Below are 19,326 nucleotides of genomic sequence, written 5' to 3'. Positions count from 1 at the left end.
TGGAAAGGGGCCCCCCTCCGTGGCAAGATGGGATTTGTCCGAAGCTAAACGGCTTTGGGTCACCGTGGACGGGCAGGGGCCTCGACGCGGCTAGACACGAGACACATACATTACGCGACCTCGCCCTGGTGGCCGCACACGTTGGTTGCGGCCGACGCGGGCCGCGGGCAAGTGCTTGTAAGGGGAGCCTTGCCTCTCTTGTACGAGAAAGGACGCGTAATGAAGATCATTAAAGCTAAAGACTACGAGGATATGAGCCGCAAGGCCGCCAATATCATCTCGGCGCAGGTTATCCTCAAGCCCGATTGCGTGCTGGGTCTTGCCACCGGCTCCACCCCGATCGGTGCCTACAAGCAGCTCGCTGCTTGGTACGAGAAGGGCGACGTCGACTTTGCCGAGGTCAGCACCTACAACCTGGACGAGTATCGCGGCCTTTCGCACGACGATCCCCAGAGCTATCACTACTTCATGCGTGAGAACTTCTTCGATCACATCAACATCGACCTGAACAACACGCATGTGCCCGACGGTTCCAACCCCGACGCCGCCGCTGCCTGCTCTGAGTACGACAAGATCGTCGCCGCCGCCGGTTACCCGGATCTGCAGCTGCTCGGCATTGGCAACAACGGCCACATCGGTTTCAACGAGCCCGATGACCACTTCTCCAAGGGCACGCACTGCGTCGACCTCACCGAGAGCACCATTCGGGCCAACAGCCGCCTGTTCGACAGCATCGACGATGTTCCCCGTCAGGCCTACACCATGGGTACCCAGACCATCATGTATGCCCGCATGATCCTAGTCGTCGCCAACGGCGAGGCCAAGGCTCAGGCCGTGCATGACATGTGCTATGGTCCGGTTACGCCCGCGTGCCCGGCTTCGATCCTGCAGCTGCACACCAACTGCGTTGTCGTTGCCGACGAGGCCGCCCTTTCGCTCTGCGAGTAGCGCGAATCCTGCATCTCGACATAGCCTTGCCTAAGGCCTCCGCTTTGCGGGGGCCTTTTTGTTATCCCTCTCCGCCCGCTTGACCAAAATCTTGCCGCAAGCTTGACGAATGCCGGATGCCCAACAGCTTGATTCATTCCATACCAGATTCTATGCAAAAATGCCACTAAAAGGTCGTAGACGGTAGCGGGTGCTAGGCGAGTTGAATGACATAGCTGAACCTTGTTCATTTGCGTTACACTGCCGCTTAGATGGGACAAGCTGACAAGCTCATTTACCTGCTTAAAGACCGATTAGTCGGGGGATTAATAACAATCGGCCCTCGCTGTACAAAAACTTGCCGCTTGCGTACCAAAAGACAACCTAGAACACAAGGTCGCTCTATTCATAGCGCGGCTTGTATGGTCTTGCGGTTACAGTGTCCATACGGTCGAGTTGAGGAGCGGGCATGGTAAACGATTTGGGCAGTATGGACGACCTCGAGCTGATGCCGCTGGGCGGTGGCTATATGGTGCGACGCGAACGCTTGATGAATGAGCTTCTCGCCAAGGGCCGAAAGGCTGGCATCGTGGTTCTTTATGCGCCCGACGGGTTTGGGAAGACCTCGGTGCTACTGCAGTACACCCATGAGGTTAAATGCGACCCGACGCGAGGCCCCGTGCGGATTATCGAGGCCGATCGCGCCACTGGGCGCGAGGTGTTTATGCAGCTCGAGGTGGTTACCGAAGAACTCAAAGACAAACCGCACTCCCTTATCGCGATTGATAATGTGCCAAACCTCGATCAGCACGATACCGAAGACCTCATCGACAGGATTCGCGGCCTGCGCGCTATGGGGGTGGGGGTCTTTATCTCCTGCCGTCCTTCAAATCGTCAACTGATTCATGGGCTGGGCGATTCGGTTAAGATCAATGCGCAGATGCTCAAGGTGCATGCCTATGAGTATTCGGCGTGGGCATCGGCGTTTTCGATCAGCACATCGCTCGACTTTTATCAGCTCACGCAGGGCGTGCCCGAGCTCGTTTCGGCATTGCAGACGGGTCTGTATGGCCAAGGCGACGTAGCCGGTCTGCTCGAAAACGAGATTGTCAACGTATATGGCGCGGCACTTGTCGACCTGGCTTCGCTCGACAATAATGCACTGTTTTGCGTGGCATGTCTCATGATTTTGATGGGCGAGGGCAATATCGCAGAACTCGAGGCTTGCGGGGTGAGGCTATCGATGGTCGACCAGTCCTACTTCGTACGCGACTACCCGATCTTTGGCTTGGACCCTGCCGAGCGGAGTTTTACGTGTCTGGGCACGGAGGATAACGGACGCTTGCGCTTGCGTAAGTTGGTGGCCGAGGTTCGCCCCGAACTTGTTCCGAGGGCGGCCCGGATTTTGCTTAAGGCGGGCCGATGCGATGCGGCGATGGGCCTGGCGGACGCCTTTTTGGACCGTGATGCGGTCCTTGAACTTGCTGGGCAGTATGGGGTCGATCTGGCTCTGACGGGGCACGGGGCCGATATCTGCCGAGCAGCGCTGGGCACGATCGATGCCGAGGATCCGGCTCCAGAGCCAACGCCTGCCGAGGCGCTTGGCGTATATCTGGCAGCGGTCAGCGTGTCCAATACAAAGCTCGCTCGCTATATGGCATCGGTCATCGAGCGCGGGGGCGAACGGGCGGCCTGCGAAATAGACCCTGTTTCATGGAGGGTGGCCCAGACACTGACGGCTGTTTGCTATGGGGACAACGGGCTTGGGCTTCCTACGAACCTGACCGTGCCAGAAATCGAGACATCCCATACCGCGCTCGATATGTTGTCCGCGCATATCGAGGTCAAGCGCTGCCTGACCGAGCGGGGAGATGACGGCGGCGTTCTACAGCAGCTCAAAACGAGCAAGGCCTACGACTGCGAGCTCGACATCGCGGGGATTGTTATACGGGCCGACAGCATGCTGGTGGAGCTTTTTGACGGGTCGTTTGCGGGAACCGACGAGCGCGACGACGAGATGACGGTGGTGCGGGAGGCGCTCGACGTACGTGGGCTCAAGGCGATGGCTATCTGGGTGCGCATGGTGTTGGCGGCACGGCGGCTCCTTTCCGGCTTGCCGGTAACCGACGACGCGGCATTCAACGAGCTCGATCGTTTTGCCGTGCGCATGCGCGACAACCAGATTCAGCTGTTTGGCCTGTTGCTAGAAGGCTGGCAGTCGCTGGCAGAGGGACGGCCGGTTAATGCAAAGTTCCGTGCGGTCCAAGTGCTCAAACTTGCCGAGGAGTCGATTGCGTACATGCGCGATAACGCATTGCTGCTGGAGCGCGCGGCGTATCTGCGTAACACCTCGATGGTTTCGGTGCGTGAGGAAGCGGAGTTGCTCGATATAAGCCAGACGCAGGTTGGTGGAGCGGAGGCCTGGATGGTGGCGCTGCATTTGGCCTGTGCGGGCCGAGACAGCGATCTTGCGGCCTGGATGTCCATGAATCGTGCGGGGATTCTGGAGCCATCGTATCGGCTCTTTGCGCGCCTTGCCATGCATTGTCTGGGCGAGCCGGCGACCAGGATTCGCAAGAAGCTTCCCGTGCGCGAGCTGTCGCGGTACTCGCTGCGCGACGATTTGGAAGGGGAGGGCGAGCGCCTGTTCCAGGCCGGCGAGGTTGAAGCCGTTGATACCATTGACCATATCGAGATTCGCATGTTTGGCGCGTTTCGCGCCGAGCGCGACGGGTTTCCCATCACGGACAAAATGTGGCGCCGCAAGAAGGCGGCGACACTTGCCGAGCGGCTTGCGCTGGGCATGGATGCGCTCGTCGATCGTGAGACGCTGGCCATGGAGTTGTGGCCCCATGCCGAGTTCAATAGCGCCCGCAACAACCTGTACTCGACGATATCGCGCTTGCGGTCGGCTTTGGGACCGACGCCGGATGGCAAGTCGTGTGTGCTCATCCAAAATGAATGCATCGGACTCAACGGCGACTACGTCAAGACCGATGTACGGCTGTTTGACCAGATAAGCCGCGAGGTTTTGGGAAATCGCACGGGTGCGCGCGGGCCCCATTTAGTTGAGCTGTGCCTTAAGATTGAGCAGCTTTATGCCGGGCCGCTGTATGTTCCCAATGGCTGTAACCCCACCTACTTTTTGCGTATGCGACGCATTATGCAGTCAAAGTACATCGATTGCATGATTAAGGGAGCAAATGCCGCCCTAGAAGAAAACGACCTGCAGTCGGCGATTTGGCTGGCGGAGTCGGGGCTTCGGCAGGAAACGGCGCGTGAGGATATGGTGCGCTGCGCCATGCGCGTCTACAGCGCGGCGGGGCGGCGGCGCGATATCGTCGAGCTGTACAGCGGGCATATGCACCATCTAAGGGAGCAGGTCAATGGCGTGCCCGAGCCCGAGACGCGGCGTCTATACGAGCGCTTGGTGGAGGGGCGGCTCAATCGCGTGCTGGTCGAGCGATAAAAACCGGCGCCCGAAGTACTTGGGCACCCGTAAGCTTGCTATGTGTTGGCTCGCCGGATCATTGGCTCTTAGACGAGCTTGATCTTCTCGATGTCCTTGCGCGAGGACTCGCGATACAGCGAGAACTTGCGGCCGATGACCTGGACGACCTCGGCGTGGCAACGCTCGGAGAGCTCTTCGGCGGCCTCGCGGGCGGAAAGACTGGAGCCATCGAGCACGGAGCACTTAACGAGTTCGTGCTTCTCCAGGTAGGCGACCGTCTGCTCGACGGTGCCCTCGTTGACATCGGACTTACCGATGATGATGGCGGGGTTGAGGTGATGGGCCATGCTGCGAAGCTGCTTGACCTGGGCTCCTGTCAGTGCCATGGGTTCTCGCTTTCTATGTATGGGGCGCCCCGCGACGGGGCCTTAATCTACGTGAGCTGTCCCACGATAGCGCAGGAACGGCGCGGTGTGGAGCGCGTTTGCCCAGTTCAAAAAGAATGCGGATGCCGAGTGAGTGGGCGGCGTGGGCTGCGAACAGGCTATGAGCTGGGCGCAGAGACTGGATCCCATGCAATAAATGCCCAACGGACCTTGCGGACGTGGTCGAGCATGTAGCGTCCCTGCGGCACACCCTTGGAGCCCGGCTCACCGGCATGGGGATTCTCGATCATGTGTTGGGCGATGTAGTCGCGCAGACGGTCGACCTTATCCTCGTTGCCATGCTCAAGCATGCGGGAAAAGTCCGCCACGCCCGCTTCAAGACTGTCGAAGGTATCGCGACGCGGCGATTCAAAGTACGTGACCTGCGGCAGGGCACCCATCTGAATGAGGATGTTGAAGGCGTACACAAAGCCATTACTGCAGGTAACCGAGGCGCCGATAGCGTTCATCAAGTGCAGATCATAGCGCGGGCTGGAGTTAGCGACCATCGTGACAGTACAACGGCGACGAGCCGTACGGTCGAGCTTGGCAAGCGCACCTTTTAGGTCATTTGTGGTGACGGAACGACTGGCAAAGGCAACATCCACAGTCTTGGCAACCGGCCCAACCAAATCCCAATCATCGTCCCAAGCAAGCTCAAGCGGCGTAATGCGATCTTCGAGCCCATAGTACTCAATGCCAGCATCAAGCGTGCCCAACATGGCAGGGGAAAAGTCAGCAGCAATCACAGGATGCCCAGCCTGAGCAAGCGGAATAGCAATCGACCCAGCCCCGCACCCCATATCGAGTACCGACTCGCTGGGCTCAAGCGCCAGCAGCTTTATAAAATCCCGAGCATAAGGGGCAGTCTCCAACGGCCGAAAATGCCGAGCCCTTTTATCCCACTCAAAAGAATCGTCAGCCCGCCGCCGATCAGCTTGCAGACGCATCCACTCCAGATTCCAATCTGTGGAAAGCAGCTCAGAACGATTCTCCCCATCAGCCACGGGCCAACCTCCTAGCAACAAAAAAGCGACTCCTCCCAAAAGAAGAGCCGCAACCAGCATATATCAGAAAGAACCGATCCAACGCCAAACCGCCATACCAGCAAAGTAGGGCAGAAGCGAAGCGACTGCCAAAGGGATAGAACCCAACCGAGGGCCCGTTGTGCGGGAGCCCCGGGGAGGGCAAATATATAAGGTCGATCGCGAGTTCCGCACGAGCCGGAGAGCACTTAATGTGCTCTCCGTGCGAGCCAGGACTGTCCGAGCAGGCGACCTTATATATTTGCCCTCCCCGGGGCTCCTCGCCAGTCCCCCTCAGCTAGTTCTTCAGCGAGTTCAGCGGCGCCGGGAAACGTCCACCGCGATGGGCAAGCACGGTGCCGGCGTTGGGGTTCACCGGCATGATGGGTGCACGGCCGAACAGGCCGCCGTACTCGACGCAGTCGCCCACGCCCTTGCCGATGGCGGGAATCACGCGGACGGCCGTGGTCTTGTTGTTGATGACGCCGATGGCCATCTCGTCGGCGATGATGCCGGCGATGGTCTCGACCGGGGTGTCGCCGGGGATGGCGATCATGTCCAGGCCGACGGAGCACACGCAGGTCATGGCCTCGAGCTTCTCGAGCGAAAGCGCACCGGCTTCGACGGCGGCGATCATGCCGGCGTCCTCGGACACGGGGATGAAAGCGCCGGAGAGACCGCCCACGCTGGAGCTGGCCATGACGCCGCCCTTCTTGACGGCATCGTTGAGCATGGCGAGCGCGCAGGTCGTGCCCGGGCCACCGCAGGTGCCCACGCCGATGATCTCGAGGATGCGCGCGACGGAGTCGCCGATGGCAGGCGTGGGAGCCAGCGACAGGTCGACGATGCCCTTCTCGACACCCAGGCGATGGGCGGCCTCGCGGCTCATGAGCTCGCCGGCACGGGTGATCTTAAAGGCGGTCTGCTTGATCTTCTCGGCGACTTCCATCATCGATGCGGAATCGGGCAGCGTCTCCAGGGCTGCGGCCATAACGCCGGGGCCCGAGACGCCTACGTTGATGACGGCGTCGGCCTCGCCACCGCCGTGGACGGCGCCCGCCATAAACGGGGAGTCCTCGACCATATTGGCAAAGCAGACAAACTTGGAAGCGCCGACGGAATCCTGGTCGGCCGTGAGTTTAGCGGCATCGATGATGGTCTGGGCGGCCATGAGCACGGCGTCCATGTTGATACCGGCGCGCAGGCTGGCGACGTTGACGCTGGAGCAGACGCGGCTCGTGGTGGCGAGCGCCTGGGGGATGGACTGGATGACGCGGCGGTCGGCGTCGCCGATGCCCTTCTGGACGAGTGCGGAGAAGCCGCCCAGGTAGTCGATGCCGAGCGTCTCGGCCGCGCGGTCGAGGGCGTGCGCGATAGGGGTGAGGTCCTCATCCTTGCAGCAAGCGGCGATCTGCGCCACCGGGGTAACGGAGACGCGCTTGTTGACGATGGGGATACCGTACTCGCGCTCGAGGTTCTCGGCGGTCTCGACCAGATGCTCAGCCGTGTGCGTCACGTGGTCGTAGATCTTCGTGCACATGCGGTCGAGGTTCTCGTCACCGCAACCCATGAGCGAAACACCCATGGTGATGGTCCTGATGTCGAGGTTCTGCTCCTCAACCATGCCGCGGGTTTCCGCGATTTCTGCGGGCGTGATCGCCATCCTTGCGCTCCTATCTGCCAAAACGAGCATAGTCTTTTCTATTCTAACGTGCCGCACGTGCCAAGTGGCGCATGCGGCACGTTTTGGTGCTCGGTTGTTTCCGTTGTGTTACTGCCCAAAGACCTCTTCGGCGATGCGCGCGCTTTCGGCGGCATCCTTGGCGTAGTAGTCCGCGCCGATCTGCTTGGCGTATTCGGGGGTGAGCACGGCGCCGCCTACGATGATCTTGACGCCCGGCACCTCGGCATGGAGCAACTTGATGGTCTCCTCCATGGCGACGACGGTGGTGGTCATAAGCGCCGAGAGGCCGACGAGCTTAATGTCACGCTCCTGTACGGTCTTGAGCACCTCTTGCGGGTCGACGTCGCGGCCTAGGTCAAAGACGGTGTAGCCGTAGTTATCGAGCAGCATTTTGACGATGTTCTTGCCAATATCGTGGATGTCGCCCTTGACGGTGGCCACGCAGATCTTGCCCTTGTCGGCGATCTCGCCGGCGGGCATCAGGCGCTTGATGGTGTCGAAGCCCACGCGTGCGGCCTCGGCTGAGGCCATAAGCTGCGGCAAGAAGAACTTGCCCTGGTCAAAGAGGACGCCAACTTCGTCGAGGGCGGGGATAAAGTGGTTGTTGATGAGGTCCATAGCGTCGTGGTCTGCCAGCAGGCGCTCGGTCTCGGCAGCGATCTCGCCCTTGCGGCCCGAGACGACCATGTGGCGGATGGGGTCGTCATCGGCGCTTGCGGTGGTGCTTGCGGCAGGTGCGGCATCGCTCGATGCTGACTGGGCGGCCGCCGGGTTGGCGGCAATCTTATACGGATCGGTCCAGCCGGCGTAGCGCTCGATGTATCCGGTCGAGCCCTCGTCCTCAACGCTCAGCACGCGATAGCTGTAGACGGTATCCATAAAGCGCTTAGAGCCCGGGTTCATGATGGGGGCGTCGAGGCCTGCGCCAAAGGCGGCGGCCAAAAAGACCGAGCCCAGCAGCGGGCGGGCAGGCAGACCGAAGCTGATGTTCGACACGCCGAGCGCGCATTTGACACCCAGGCGCTCCTTGCACAGGGACATGGCGCGCAGGATCTGCTCGGCCTGGCGTTGATTGGTCGAGGCGGTCATGACCAGGCAGTCGATGAGGATGCGGTCCGGGCCAATGCCGTAGCGGGCGGCCTCGGTCACGATGCGCTCGGCGATGGCGAAGCGAGCCTCGGCGGTATCGGGGATGCCACCTTCGTCGAGCGTGAGGCCGACAACGTTGGTGCCGTAGTGGGCGACCAGCGGGAAGATCTCGTCCATGATCTGCTGCTTGCCGTTGACCGAGTTGATGATGGGCTTGCCGGCGTAGCGACGTACGGCGGCCTCGACGGCGGCGGGGTCGGTGGAGTCGATCTGCAGCGGCAGCAGCGTGGAGCCTTGGAGCTGCTCGGTCGCTTGCTGGATGACCTTGACCTCGTCGATCTCGGGCAGGCCCACGTTGACGTCCAGGATGTCGGCGCCCTGTTCTTGCTGGCTGATGCCCTGGCTCACGACGTAGTCCAGGTCGCCGTCGCGCAGGGCCTGCTGCAGGCGCTTTTTGCCGGTGGGATTGATGCGCTCGCCGATGACGGCAATCTTGTGGCCGTCGCAGGGAAGGTCCACCACAGTCTGGGCACTTGTGACCGACATGCTGGGCTTGCGGTGGCGCGGACTGGGCGTGTGGTTATCGATAAGCGTGCGAAGTGCCGCCATGTGCGTGGGCGTGGTGCCGCAGCAGCCGCCCACGACGCTCACGCCGTCCTCAATCATGCCGGCGACGGCTTTGGCGTATTCGGGGGCCTGGATGTCGAAGACGGTATTACCGTCGTCGTCCACGTGGGGCAGTCCCGCATTGGCCTGCACCATAACGGGTTTGTCCGTAACGGTGAGCATACGTGCGGCGAGCCCTCGGAGCTCGGCCGGTCCCTGGCTGCAGTTGATGCCCAAAACGTCGGCGCCGATGGCGTCGAGCGTGATGGCGGCCACCTCGGGACTCGTGCCCAGGAACGTGCGACCGTCTTCCTCAAAGGTCATGGTGGCAAAGACGGGCAGGTCGGAGTTCTCTCGGCAGGCGAGGACGGCCGCCTTGATCTCGGCAAGGTCGGTCATGGTCTCGATAATAAAGAGGTCCACGCCCGCATCGACGCCGGCGCGCACTTCCTCGGCAAAGAGGTCGCAGGCCTCGTCGAAGCTGAGGGTACCCAAGGGGCGCAGCAGCGCGCCGATGGGGCCGATATCGCCGGCGACGTAGTGGGCACCGGCTGCGCGGGCGCAGGCGACAGCGGCGGCAAAGACATCTGCCACGGTGGCGGTACCGTCGAGCTTGTGGGCGTTGGCGCCAAAGGTGTTGGCGGTGATCACGTCGCAGCCGGCCTCGACGTACTGTCGCTGAATGTCGGTAATGACCTGGGGCTCCTCAAAGTTGAGCAGCTCGGGCAGGGCGCCTGCCTTCATACCAGCGGCCTGCAACATGGTGCCCATGCCGCCGTCGAACAGCAAGTGCCCCGTGCCCTCGATGGCCGCACGCAGGCGATCGTCCTTAATGCGCAGATCGTCGATCGTGCGCGTCTTGTACGCGGCGCCGTTGCAGCGCGCGGCATTGACAGGTGCCGCCAGCGCAGCACCGTCCAGATCATGAGTGATAAGCGGAGTAAACATCGAGGGCTCCTAATGGCTGGAATAGCAGGTGGTGTGGGCGGCACGGAAGCGACAGTGCTCGCGCATGCGGCAGATATTGCAGGTGGGGCGGCTCTGGGCGTCGTGGACTTCGCCGTCAAACAGACCAATCACCGCGGTCACGCTCTTGGTGGGCATGAGCAGGCTGGTGGGCGTGACGGTAAGCCCGATGAGCCGCGTGGCGTTGAGCGCATTCACGATCGAGCGCTGGGCCGAGAGCGGGCAGTCGCCATAGCCGGGACTAAAGCGCCAGTTGCCGGCGAGCCCATGAACGGCGGCGTCCGTCTTGACCTGCTGGTCCATTTGCTCAACGGCGGCTTCTACATAGGCAGAGCATGCGGCGTCGAGCACGGCTCCCTCTAGGGGCTGCTGAGCTCCCGTGGTGCGCAGACGACGCTCGGCGTCCATGCCGAGGGTGCATGCCATGAGCGCGGCCATGCGGGCGTCCTTGAGATGTCGATAGATGTCGCGACCGCGCAGCTCAACGTTGGTGCCAACCAGACGGATGCAAGGCTCTCCCTGCTCGTCCACGCCCGTGGCATCGACGGTAAACACGCGCCGCACGCCGCGGGGCTCAATGTCCAGCTCAAGGCGCTCGACCACAAGCTCAATACGTCGTGACAGCTCGGGCTCAATCTGCTGGCCGCCGTAGCCCAGATACCGCAGCATCTCGGCACGGTCGACACGGGGATGGTGCGCAGCATCGACACGGTAAAGCGCCGGCGACGCAAGGTCGGCCGGCACTTCGACAGCGGTTGTATCGATGTGCGGTTTTTCCATTACCCCAGGCGCTCCATAATGGTCGCGGCGATCGCAGGACGATTCATAGTGTACAGGTGCAGACCGGCGGCACCGTGCTCCTTAAGGTCGCAAAGCTGACGGGCGGCATAATCTACACCGGCTGCCTGCAGGCTCTCGGGGTCGTTCTCGTACTTGGCGAGAATCTTGATGACGGGGGAGGGCAGCGATGCGCCGCACATAAAGACCATGCGGCTGATCTGGGACTTGCCCATAAACGGCATGATGCCCGCGGTGATGGGCACCGTGATGCCCGCCTTGTCGGCAAGCTCGCGGAAGCGGTAGAAGCACTCGTTGTCAAAGAAGAGCTGCGTCACAAAGAAGCTCGCGCCGGCGTCCTGTTTTTGCTTGAGGTATTCGACCGAAGCGTTGAGGTCCTCACAGGCAATGTGGCCCTCGGGGTAGGCCGCGGCGCCCACACAAAAGCCGGCGTCGACAAGCTCGGGGATGAGCTCGCGGGCGTAGGCGTAGTCCGAGGCGGGCTTGTCATCCTCGGTCGCGCCAGCGGGCAGATCACCGCGCAGGGCCAGGATGTTTTCTACGCCGGCGGAGCGGTATTCGTCGATCTTGGCGGCGATATCGGCGTGCGAGCGGCCCACGCAGGTGAGGTGCGCCACCGAGGGCGTATCGAATTCGCTCGTAATCATATGCGCGATGGGGGCGGTGGTGGCGCCGTTGCCCGAGCCGCCGGCAGAGCAGGTGACCGAGACAAAGCTCGGCGAAAGCTTGCACAGATTGCCTGCCACCTCGCGAGCCGTGTTGAGGGTAAGCTCGCCCTTGGGCGGGAACATCTCAAACGAAACGGGTGCGGTGCCCTGGGATGCTGCCTGCTTAAAAACCTCGTCGACGCGCATATCGTGCTCCTTTAGATACGTAATAGTGTGATGTGTTGTAAGGATTCTACAGCACCACTGTGTCACGGTGGAGTTTCACTCGCTATTCGGGGATACCAATCAAAGATGCCTTGCTATCGACATTCCCTATAGCAGAGCGGTCAATCTAGGATGGGTCTATAAAGACTGGTATCTGATGCGAAATACCAGTTAATAGAGCCCCATCCCAAATTGACTACCCTTAAACCATGGGGAGAGGTCTGCAATTTATACAGTTGATTGGCTGTTGAGGGCGGCAACGCCGCCGCGATGCGGTAACCTCATTGATTGGTTTCGTGACAGCAACATAACGGTAATGTTGCGGAAACACGACGAGCCTAATCTATGACTCGTTCGTTAGTAATCAACACCGCTTCTCACGCGGTGCCGATACGAAGGGAGTTCCGTATGGCCGAACTTACTGACCGCTTCGGGACCATGGTGTTCTCTGAGGAAGTCATGAAGGACTACCTCCCCAAGGACATTTGGAAGCGCCTTGCTGCAACCCTCGAGGACGGTGAGCCGCTCGACCTGGATGTGGCCAACGCCGTTGCCCACGCCATGAAGGTCTGGGCCATCTCCAAGGGCGCGACGCACTACGCGCACTGGTTCCAGCCGCTTTCGGGCATTACTTCCGAGAAGCACGACAGCTTCCTCGAGCCCAACCACGACGGCACCGCCATTACCAAGTTTACGGGCAAGAACCTCATCCAGGGCGAGCCGGACGCCTCCAGCTTCCCCAACGGCGGCCTGCGTGCCACCTTCGAGGCCCGTGGCTACACCGCTTGGGATCCCACCAGCCCCGCATTCATTAAGGACGATGTCCTGTGCATCCCCACGGCTTTTTGCTCCTACACGGGCGAGGCCTTGGACAAGAAGACCCCGCTGCTGCGCTCCATGACCGCACTCTCGCGTGAGTCCAAGCGCGTTTTGGCGCTGTTTGGTAAGACCCCCAAGAAGGTCGTTCCTTCCGTGGGCGATGAGCAGGAGTACTTCCTGATCAAGAAGGACGCTTACCGCAAGCGCAGGGACCTGGTCATCACCGGGCGCACCCTCTTTGGTGCTGCTCCCTGCAAGGGCCAGGAGCTCGAGGAGCACTACTTTGGCGCTATCCGCCCCACCGTCTCGTCCTATATGAAGGACCTGGACGATGAACTGTGGGCGCTTGGCATTCCTGCCAAGACCAAGCACAACGAGGTCGCTCCCTGCCAGCATGAGCTCGCCCCTGTCTACGGCGAGGTCAACGAGGCCATCGACCAGAATCTGGTCATGATGGAGAAGATGAAGCTCATCGCCTCCCGTCACGACTTGGTCTGCCTGCTGCACGAGAAGCCCTTTGAGGGCATCAACGGTTCGGGCAAGCACAACAACTGGTCGCTTGGCACCGAGTCCGAGAACCTGCTCGACCCGGGCGACACCCCGCTCGACAACCTGCAGTTCATCGTCTTCCTCACCGCGGTGATCGAGGCCGTCGATAACTATCAGGAGCTCCTGCGTGCCTCCGTTGCCTCGGCCGGCAACGATCATCGTCTGGGCGCCAACGAGGCTCCTCCGGCGATTATGTCCATCTTCCTGGGCGACCAGCTTACCGAGGTCGTCGAGAAGATCATCGATGGCAAGGCTTCCGTCCATGCCACGCGCGGCGTGCTTGACCTGGGCGCCGATACCCTGCCCAAGCTGATGCAGGACAACACCGACCGCAACCGCACCTCCCCGTTTGCCTTCACCGGCAACAAGTTCGAGTTCCGTGCCTGCGGCTCCGAGCAGAACGTCTCCGACTCCAACCTGGTGCTCGATGCCGCCGTGGCCAAGTCGCTCAAGTCCTTCGCCGACGCACTCGAGGGTACGCCCGAGGATAAGTTCCAGGACGCCGCGCTCGAGTACTGCAAGAAGGTGCTGACCGATCACCAGCGCATCCTGTTCTCCGGCGACGGTTACTCCGACGAGTGGCCCATCGAGGCCGAGAAGCGCGGCCTTGCCAACAACAAGACTACGGCCGACGCCCTGCCCGCCTTTGTTTCCGATAAGGCTATCGCGCTCTTTGAGGAGACGGGCGTCCTGACCAAGGCCGAGGCTCAGTGTCGCTACGACTGCAAGCTCGAGAAGTACAACAAGCTCATGAACATCGAGGCCACCACGATGGTTCGCGAGGCGCGTCGTACCTATCGCCCGGTCATTACCGCCTATGCCACCAAGGTCGCTAAGGGCCTTGAGACTATTCGTGCCGCCGGTGCTGAGGCCGCTATGCAGTGCGAGCAGAACACGCTCAACAAGCTCTGCAACGGTATCACCGCCATCAACGACTCCATTAAGGCGCTCGACGCCGTGCATCAGAAGGCCGAGGCTCTCGATGGCCAGGAGCAGGCCAACGTGTATGCACACGAGGTCGTTCCCGCTATGGATACGCTGCGTGCCGCCGTGGACGCCATGGAGGAGATCGTGGCTGCCGACTACTGGCCGGTTCCGACCTACGACGACATTCTGTTCTACGTGTAGGACGTAACCGACATATCGTCACGGTATTGAGCCGGGGTCCACATCATGCGGGCCCCGGTTTTTGTTTGCGAAGGACGCTTTGGAGTCCGTTTTGCCGCCGATTTGCCGGGATCCGCACCCTGTCGGGTTCGAATCCCGGCGTTGGGGTAGCAAAAAGCCCATCACCGCGGGGGTAACGGGCTTCTCGTTTCAAATGGTGCCCCCAGCGGGATTCGAACCCGCGATATCCACCTTGAAAGGGTGGCGTCCTTGGCCGCTAGACGATGGGGACAGCGGGAAAGAGTATAGCAGACTTTTTTGCCGGCGCGTATATCGTTGGCAAACTGGAAAACCACCACAAAGGTACCTGTCCCCTTTGTGGTGGTGGGGTGCTAGGGGAGGAGCTTCATGGCGGCGTCGTGGGCGGCGTGCTCGTAGGCGTCGTCGAGGGGTTTGAGCGGCAACAGGGCGGCGGCCTGTGCGTCGCCACGGCGTTCGAGGGCGTGGGCGATGAGCCAGTCGGCGAGCTCGGGGTTCTTGGGCAGTGCCGGCCCGTGTAAGTACGTGCCGATGACTCCCTTGTGGATGAGGCCCTCAAAGCCATCGTCGCCGTTGTTGCCGGTGCCCGCGACGACGGACGTTCCGAGCGGCGTCGCCTCTGCGTCGAGCAGGGTGCGGCCGCCGTGGTTCTCGAATCCCACAAAGGGCTCGGGTGCCAGGTCGGTCTTGACGGCGACGTTGCCGATCAGGCGGTCGGAGCCGCGCACTGTCTCGGCGGCAATGACGCCCAGACCCTCGATGCGATCCTCGCCCATATAGTACGAACGGCCGAGCAGCTGATAGCTGCCGCAGATGGCAAGCAGTGAGCCGCCATCCTCAACATAGGCCGCGACCTTGTCTTTTTGGGCGAGCAACTCGTGTGCCACGGCTAGCTGGTCGCGGTCGGAGCCGCCACCCATCATGACGATATCGGCATCGGTCAAATCAAGCGTCTCGCCCATACGGACCTCGTCTACACGCACGGGAATGCCACGCCAGGCGCAGCGGCGCTCGAGCGCGATAACATTGCCGCCGTCACCGTAGAGGTTAAGGGCATCGGGATACAGGTAGACGATGCGCAGGGGACGCGAAAGCTCGACCGGCGCGATGCCGACAGGAAGAGCGCTGCCGTCGGCACGGACTACGGCGCGGGCAGCAACCGTGGCTGCATCGGCACCCTTCAGCCCGTCGAGTTCTTTGACCAGCGGCGGGAAGGCCGTGTAGTTGGCGACGGCGTAGAAGGTGTCATCGGCGGCCTCGTCTGCCACGGCACCGATCGCCTGCGCGATGTCCGAGATAATCGCGGCATCGATGCCGGCGTACTTGAGGCGTACCTGCATGTCGTGCGCACGCGTGCCTCCGGCAAAGGCGACAAGATCCGGCGTGTCGGCGATGCGCTCGAAGTCGACATCGTAGATCCACGAGACATCGTGGCCGTCGGCATCGTTATCGTTTAGGAAGAAGGCGCAGAGCTTGCCACCTGCCGTTTTAATGGACTGGATCTGGCGATCGAAGCCCACGGGATTCTTGGCCAGGTTGGCCTCGACGGTGCGGCCGGCAATATCCCAGCGGCCCATGCGTCCGCCGGCGGGCACGTAGGCATTAAGCGTGGGCTGCAGGTGCGCCGCGTCCACGCCCAGCTCGTGCGCCGCAAAGAAGGCGGCGGCGACGTTATAGACCATGTACAGGCCGTTGTAGCGCGTGGCGATGTGCACGGCGGGCGCGTTGGCCTCAGGTCCAAAGGCCAGGTCAAAGCCGTAGCCGTCGCAGCCGAGCTCAACGCCCGTCACGCGGCGGAGCAGCGCGGGGCGACCCCAGCCGCACGAGGGGCAATGGTAGGCGCCGAGCTGGCCGTATTGCACGTAGTCATACTCCAGCGGCGCATTGCACTGTGAGCAAAAGCGCGAGTCGCTAATACGGTCGGACTCGGTGTTGGTGGCGCCGTCGATGCCAAAGGCGATGCTCATATTGGGGACGCGTGCGGCGATCGCGGCACACAGTGGGTCGTCTGCGTTGTAGATGAGCGTTGTTGCCGGAGAGAGCTCCAACGCATGGGCAATGACGTCTTGGGTATGGTCGATCTCGCCGTAGCGGTCTAGCTGGTCGCGGAACAGGTTGAGCAGCACGAAGTACGTCGGCTTGAGCTTGGGCAGGACGCGCACGGTGTAGAGCTCATCGCATTCAAAAACGCCCACGCGCTTGCCGCCGCCGGCTCGCTTGAGGCCGCTGCGCGCCTCGAGCAGTGCGCCCACCACGCCCGGCTCCATGTTGTTGCCGGCGCGGTTGCATACCACGGTGGCGCCGCTGGCGGCAACGGCGTCGGCGATGAGGTTGGAGGTGGTGGTCTTGCCATTAGTACCGGTGATCACCACGCTGCGGTCGACCAGGCTCGCGAGGTCGCTTAGCAGCTCGGGGTCGATCTTCATGGCGATGCGGCCGGGGAGTACGCCGCCCTGGCGTTTGAGGACAGAGCGCAGTCCCCAGCGGGCGATATCGCTCGAGGTGCAGGCGAGAGATGAGCGGAAGTTCATGAAGTCGTTCCTAACGTGAATGACATGGTCGGGGCGATCGCGTCGCTAAAAGCCGTAGCGGCGCGCAAATTCCTGGGCGAGCTGCGATACATCTTCGCAGGCGTTGGCCCAGGGGGCAAAGTCGGGGGTGTCCGAAATAATGCCGTCGGCCTCCCAAACTGCCTGGTGCGAAAGGTCCCAGGGGTCGCGCGGCTCGGGTCGGCAGGGAAGATACGGCGTCTGGTACATGGGGTTCAGCAAGAAGAACGCGCCACCCTCGCAACGGTTAGCGAACTCACGCAGCGCGCGCGTCGCCGGGCGCATCTTGTTTGTTTTGAACAGCAAGATCGTGCGGGCGAGCAGGTACCAAGGAGAGTTTTCGAGTGCGTCTGCCCCCATCTGCTCCTCGAGCTGGTGGGCCAGGGCAAAAAAGCCGTCCTGGTCTTCTAGGCGAGCGAGGGCGAGCAACACGGTGCCGGCAGCTCGGGTGGGATAGCCTTCTGCCTTAAGGACGCGGCGGGCGTAGTTGGCAGCAGCGCGGTAGCGGGCGCTCGCCATGCACAGCTGCGAGATGGCCTCGAGTGTGTGAAGCCACCCGATAAGAGCCGGCTCGCTCACGGTAAGGTCTGCTGCGGTGACACCGTCGGCCAAAACATTATTGGCCCAGTAGTGCGGGGCTTCCATGTCGAACCCGGGCACGCTTTGCTGCAGGTAATCGGCCGTGGTCGCCTCGAGCTTCATCAGGTCGCCCAGGCAGGCGTCAACGGGCGTGTCGGCCAGGATGATGGCGAGCAGCTGCGCGTCGACGGCCAGCGCATCGACGCGGACGATCTTGAGCAGCTCGTCGCGCATGTCGTCGAACAGGCGGTTGCGCGTCTGCTCAAACTCCTCGTCGCTGCCCATGTCCTCGATGCGATGGAGCTCGTCGAGCAGGTGGCGATGAACGCCGGCATAGGACAGCAGTGCCTGGGCATGCTCGGCCTGCGCATACTTTTGAGGATTCGCGCTAATGTCGTTATGGACAAGCTCGCGTGCTGCATCGGTGAGCTCGGGGTGCGACGCCAGATAGGTGCGCTCCAGGTAGGCGGGGATGTAGACGCTCGGATCCATTAGAGGTCCCCTCCCTTAAATGGAAGCCCCTGCTCGGCCGCGCGCAGGATGCGCTCGTCGATCTGGGAGCGCACGATGTCGTTGGTGGCGATCCAGGCGGCAAAGCTGGCGTTGTCGGGGGCGCCCAGGCCCTCCTGCAGTACCGGCGTCGCCTCGGACAGCGCAAGGACAAGCTCGTCGGTGGAGCCTGCACCCACGTTGACGCGGGCATAGACGCCATCGGGAAACTCGGTTTGGAAGTAGAGCGCCTCGGCTGCGTGCGGACACGAGCGCGCAAGGATGCGCAAGTAGTGCTCGGCGCCCTCGTAGTCCAGCTCGCGCCAAGCAGCGCTCATCAGCGCGATGAGCGTCCATGGGTCCAAGTCACGCTCCGCATCTTTGGGGCGGCGGCGCAGCGGGGTATTCGCGAGGTACGGCACGGAGTGAGCGGAGCGAAAGCGCTTGAGCTCCTCGGCGGGGTATTCGAGTTTTGCCATGGCGAGCATCGCGGTGTGGCGGACACCAGCGGGGTCGTTGGGCGCAAAGTCCAAGCTGCGATTTGCGGCTTCGAGCGACATGCGATAGCGGCCGCTAATGAGGGCGCGCGATGCCAAGGCGGCAAGCCAGCGCAGATAGGGGCGGCGCGCGAGGTCGCCAGCGGCCTCGCGCTCGTAGGGGTCCTGAGCCGAGGCGATCTTGAGCGCCAGGTCATGCTCGACTTCATCGCACTTGGACACCAGGTACTGTACGTATTCCTCGTTGGATTCGGCGGTGAGCGCCGTCAGCATGCGCTGGGCATCCCAGTTGGCCGGATCGAGCGCGGCTGCCTCGCGGAGCATGTTCTCGGCTGCGGCTTCTTCTTGCTCTGCCTGGGCGTCGTCGGGGATAAAGGGGATGCGGTAGTCGACAGCCTCGACCACCTTGGCAATGAGGTGCTCGGCGCGGTCGCGGTCGTGCACGATGAGCGGTGCAGGGTTGCGGGTGAATTGTTCCATCAGACGCTCTACGGCGGCACCGTCGGTGAGCGGGATATTGTCGCGGCGCAAGGCCTCAAGAACGAGGCGATGGCAATCCTCTTGAATGGGATCGAATGCCATGGGGCCTCCTTTGCTGCGGTTAGGGTTCAAATGTCTCTATATAAGGTTCTAGTTTACCCGCATGTGGCACACCGGGGGTGCCGCACTTGGACTTGCACCTTTGCACCACGAAGACGGATGTCGCACAAATGTCGGCACCTTGGACGACCGAGTGGTATCACGGTGCCGCAAACGGTCGATTTTTGGCGGCGAACGGGGCACATTTTGGAGGAGCACCGTCCTGCCCGGGATATGTGGTCAACCTTGATAAAACGTTTGCCCAGCTTGGGAGTA

The 19,326-nt window shown here is 61.8% G+C and carries 12 protein-coding genes and 1 tRNA gene; 3 read left to right on the top strand and 10 right to left on the bottom strand.

Annotated elements, in window-relative coordinates; genetic code table 11:
- The first annotated feature begins 219 nt into the window (after window positions 1-219).
- Both nagB and DW112_RS03645 read left to right on the top strand, forming a co-directional pair.
- Window positions 220-948: a glucosamine-6-phosphate deaminase gene (nagB, locus tag DW112_RS03650; RefSeq protein WP_118328346.1), complete on the top strand. Its 729-nt coding sequence runs from the start codon at window positions 220-222 to the stop codon at window positions 946-948.
- 448 nt (window positions 949-1,396) lie between these two features.
- Window positions 1,397-4,396: a BTAD domain-containing putative transcriptional regulator gene (locus DW112_RS03645; RefSeq protein WP_117803689.1), complete on the top strand. Its 3,000-nt coding sequence runs from the start codon at window positions 1,397-1,399 to the stop codon at window positions 4,394-4,396.
- Between the two features lie 68 nt (window positions 4,397-4,464).
- Here the strand turns inward: DW112_RS03645 and DW112_RS03640 are convergent, their stop codons facing one another.
- From DW112_RS03640 to DW112_RS03615, 6 genes are all read right to left on the bottom strand, one after another.
- Entirely contained in the window at window positions 4,465-4,764 is a 300-nt protein-coding gene (locus DW112_RS03640; RefSeq protein ID WP_117563618.1) for a YhbY family RNA-binding protein, read from the bottom strand.
- A 158-nt stretch (window positions 4,765-4,922) separates the two neighbouring features.
- A complete protein-coding gene (locus DW112_RS03635; protein WP_369834928.1) occupies window positions 4,923-5,753 on the bottom strand; it encodes a methyltransferase domain-containing protein in 831 nt (276 codons plus the stop codon).
- A gap of 373 nt (window positions 5,754-6,126) precedes the next feature.
- Window positions 6,127-7,491 (bottom strand): PFL family protein, encoded by a 1,365-nt coding sequence (locus DW112_RS03630; protein WP_035136908.1) that lies wholly within the window; start codon window positions 7,489-7,491, stop codon window positions 6,127-6,129.
- Between the two features lie 108 nt (window positions 7,492-7,599).
- Window positions 7,600-10,155 carry a homocysteine S-methyltransferase family protein gene (locus DW112_RS03625; protein ID WP_199585314.1) on the bottom strand — a complete coding sequence of 852 codons (2,556 nt, stop codon included), beginning with the start codon at window positions 10,153-10,155 and terminating at the stop codon, window positions 7,600-7,602.
- 9 nt (window positions 10,156-10,164) lie between these two features.
- The gene (locus DW112_RS03620; protein ID WP_089573171.1) at window positions 10,165-10,953 is read right to left on the bottom strand and encodes a hypothetical protein; all 789 of its coding nucleotides are present in this window, start codon (window positions 10,951-10,953) and stop codon (window positions 10,165-10,167) included.
- A complete protein-coding gene (locus DW112_RS03615; RefSeq protein WP_118328345.1) occupies window positions 10,953-11,825 on the bottom strand; it encodes a methylenetetrahydrofolate reductase in 873 nt (290 codons plus the stop codon). The genes DW112_RS03620 and DW112_RS03615 overlap by 1 nt, the downstream gene beginning before the upstream one ends.
- A gap of 426 nt (window positions 11,826-12,251) precedes the next feature.
- On the opposite strand from DW112_RS03615, the gene DW112_RS03610 reads away from it, so the two are divergent.
- A complete protein-coding gene (locus DW112_RS03610) occupies window positions 12,252-14,339 on the top strand; it encodes a glutamine synthetase III (protein ID WP_117628890.1) in 2,088 nt (695 codons plus the stop codon).
- A 194-nt stretch (window positions 14,340-14,533) separates the two neighbouring features.
- Here the strand turns inward: DW112_RS03610 and DW112_RS03605 are convergent.
- From DW112_RS03605 to DW112_RS03585, 4 genes are all read right to left on the bottom strand, one after another.
- Window positions 14,534-14,610, bottom strand: a tRNA-Glu gene (locus DW112_RS03605).
- Window positions 14,611-14,710: 100 nt separating this feature from the next.
- Window positions 14,711-16,888 (bottom strand): MurT ligase domain-containing protein, encoded by a 2,178-nt coding sequence (locus DW112_RS09990; RefSeq protein ID WP_199585312.1) that lies wholly within the window; start codon window positions 16,886-16,888, stop codon window positions 14,711-14,713.
- Between the two features lie 45 nt (window positions 16,889-16,933).
- Window positions 16,934-17,977: a hypothetical protein gene (locus DW112_RS03590; RefSeq protein ID WP_118328344.1), complete on the bottom strand. Its 1,044-nt coding sequence runs from the start codon at window positions 17,975-17,977 to the stop codon at window positions 16,934-16,936.
- Window positions 17,977-19,053, bottom strand: a complete 1,077-nt coding sequence (locus tag DW112_RS03585) for a hypothetical protein (RefSeq protein ID WP_118328343.1) — start codon at window positions 19,051-19,053, stop codon at window positions 17,977-17,979. Before DW112_RS03585 ends, DW112_RS03590 begins: the two co-directional genes overlap by 1 nt.
- Window positions 19,054-19,326 lie beyond the last annotated feature (273 nt).

The sequence above is a fragment of the Collinsella sp. AM09-41 genome (assembly GCF_003473245.1).
GTDB lineage: Bacteria > Actinomycetota > Coriobacteriia > Coriobacteriales > Coriobacteriaceae > Collinsella.
The sequence above is the reverse complement of the archived record's forward strand: the minus strand, read 5'-3'. Positions and strand labels throughout refer to the sequence as shown.

Excerpts from the sequence above, each read along its gene's own strand:
- DW112_RS03630 (WP_035136908.1), bottom strand. The coding sequence starts at position 7,491 with ATGGCGATCACGCCCGCAGAAATCGCGGAAACCCGCGGCATGGTTGAG.
- DW112_RS03625 (WP_199585314.1), bottom strand. The coding sequence starts at position 10,155 with ATGTTTACTCCGCTTATCACTCATGATCTGGACGGTGCTGCGCTGGCG.
- DW112_RS03640 (WP_117563618.1), bottom strand. The coding sequence starts at position 4,764 with ATGGCACTGACAGGAGCCCAGGTCAAGCAGCTTCGCAGCATGGCCCAT.
- nagB (WP_118328346.1), top strand. The coding sequence starts at position 220 with ATGAAGATCATTAAAGCTAAAGACTACGAGGATATGAGCCGCAAGGCC.
- DW112_RS03590 (WP_118328344.1), bottom strand. The coding sequence starts at position 17,977 with ATGGATCCGAGCGTCTACATCCCCGCCTACCTGGAGCGCACCTATCTG.
- DW112_RS03635 (WP_369834928.1), bottom strand. The coding sequence starts at position 5,753 with ATGCGTCTGCAAGCTGATCGGCGGCGGGCTGACGATTCTTTTGAGTGG.
- DW112_RS03620 (WP_089573171.1), bottom strand. The coding sequence starts at position 10,953 with ATGGAAAAACCGCACATCGATACAACCGCTGTCGAAGTGCCGGCCGAC.
- DW112_RS03615 (WP_118328345.1), bottom strand. The coding sequence starts at position 11,825 with ATGCGCGTCGACGAGGTTTTTAAGCAGGCAGCATCCCAGGGCACCGCA.
- DW112_RS09990 (WP_199585312.1), bottom strand. The coding sequence starts at position 16,888 with ATGAACTTCCGCTCATCTCTCGCCTGCACCTCGAGCGATATCGCCCGC.
- DW112_RS03585 (WP_118328343.1), bottom strand. The coding sequence starts at position 19,053 with ATGGCATTCGATCCCATTCAAGAGGATTGCCATCGCCTCGTTCTTGAG.
- DW112_RS03610 (WP_117628890.1), top strand. The coding sequence starts at position 12,252 with ATGGCCGAACTTACTGACCGCTTCGGGACCATGGTGTTCTCTGAGGAA.
- DW112_RS03645 (WP_117803689.1), top strand. The coding sequence starts at position 1,397 with ATGGTAAACGATTTGGGCAGTATGGACGACCTCGAGCTGATGCCGCTG.